Below are 1,213 nucleotides of genomic sequence, written 5' to 3'. Positions count from 1 at the left end.
CGGCGGCGGCTCCACCCGCCAGCTGTGCGGGCTGAACAGCCCGCTGCCCGGCGTCAGCATCGCCAGCGCCGGCGCCGGCGCGGCTGCCGTCCCGGCCTCGACGGGCAACGGCGCGGCGATCGGCGCCGCCACCTTGCCATCGCGGGTCGCCGGCGGTACCAGCAGCGCCTCCTCCTCCGGCGCGAAGAAGTACTCCGGAATCAGCGCCACCACCGCCGCGCCGCCGAGAAACAGCAACCAGAACACGGCTCGCCTGTTGTCCATGGCTACCTCGTCAGGTACAGGGCCATACGGATACGGCCATCCAGTTGGCTTTCGGAAATCTGCTTGCGCTGCAGGTCGATGTCCTCCAGCACCAGCGCCGGCAGCTCGCGGCGCACGGCGGCCAGGAAGCTGCGCAGCTGCGGGTAGCTGCCGTGCATCGGCAGGAGCATCTGGTAGCGCGCCAGGCGGGTCTGCGGATCGAGTGCCAGGGCGTATTCGCCGCGGGCCAGGGAGATGCCCTCGCGGGTCGCGGTGGCGTAGATGCGCTCGATGGCGGCGGTGGCCTCCTGCTGCGCCGGCAGGTTCTGCTGCAGGCTGGCCAGTTGCTGCCCCGGCCGCAGCGGCGCCGCCTCGGCCCCGCTGGCGACCCGCGTCACCCGCTCGCGGGCGGCGGCGGCGCGGGCCTCGAGCTGCTGCACTTCGCGGCTCACCGGCCACAGGCCGAACAGGCTCCAGCCCAGGGCGACCAGCAGCAGCGCGGCGCCGACGGCCCCGGGCCGACCAAGCCGCTGGCAGGCTTCGCGCAGGATCAGGCTATGGCTTCGCATGCTGCACCATCCAGGTGGCGGTCAGGTTGAAGCGCACCGGGCGTTCGGGCACCTCGCTGACGATCTCGTGGTTGACCAGCGCCACGTCGCGCAGGTCGTCGCTGTCCTCGAGGCTGCGGTGGTAGGCCAGCATGGCCGCCAGGTCGCGCGCCTCGGCGGTGATGCGCAGCTGCTGCTTGCGCGCATCGGGAGTCAGGCTCAACAGCGCGATGTCGTCATTGGCCAGGGCCTCGAGGGTGCCGAACAGCCGCTCCCAGGGCAGGCTCAGTTGCGCCGAAAGGCGCTGCATCTCGGCCAGCGCCGCCTGCTGGGCGCGCGTCTCGGCCGCCGACAGCGGCAGCGCCGCCACCCCCGGCAGGCGCCGCTCGCTCTCCGCGAGGTCGGCACGCGCCGCGGCGCCG

At 73.4% G+C, this 1,213-nt stretch carries 2 protein-coding genes and 1 pseudogene; all 3 read right to left on the bottom strand.

Features of this window, described 5'->3' with window-relative positions; translation table 11 throughout:
* A pseudogene (locus tag E5198_RS21200) lies at positions 1-264 on the bottom strand (hypothetical protein); the annotation flags it as partial.
* Positions 265-266: 2 nt separating this feature from the next.
* On the bottom strand, positions 267-812 hold the full coding sequence (gene pilO, locus E5198_RS21195; protein ID WP_136491866.1) for a type 4a pilus biogenesis protein PilO: 546 nt from the start codon (positions 810-812) through the stop codon (positions 267-269).
* A partial coding sequence (locus tag E5198_RS21715) for a PilN domain-containing protein (protein ID WP_168772577.1) occupies positions 799-1,213 on the bottom strand: 415 nt, incomplete at its 5' end. The genes pilO and E5198_RS21715, both read right to left, overlap by 14 nt.

This window comes from Pseudomonas sp. A-1 (assembly GCF_004801855.1).
GTDB lineage: Bacteria > Pseudomonadota > Gammaproteobacteria > Pseudomonadales > Pseudomonadaceae > Geopseudomonas.
The sequence above is the reverse complement of the archived record's forward strand: the minus strand, read 5'-3'. Positions and strand labels throughout refer to the sequence as shown.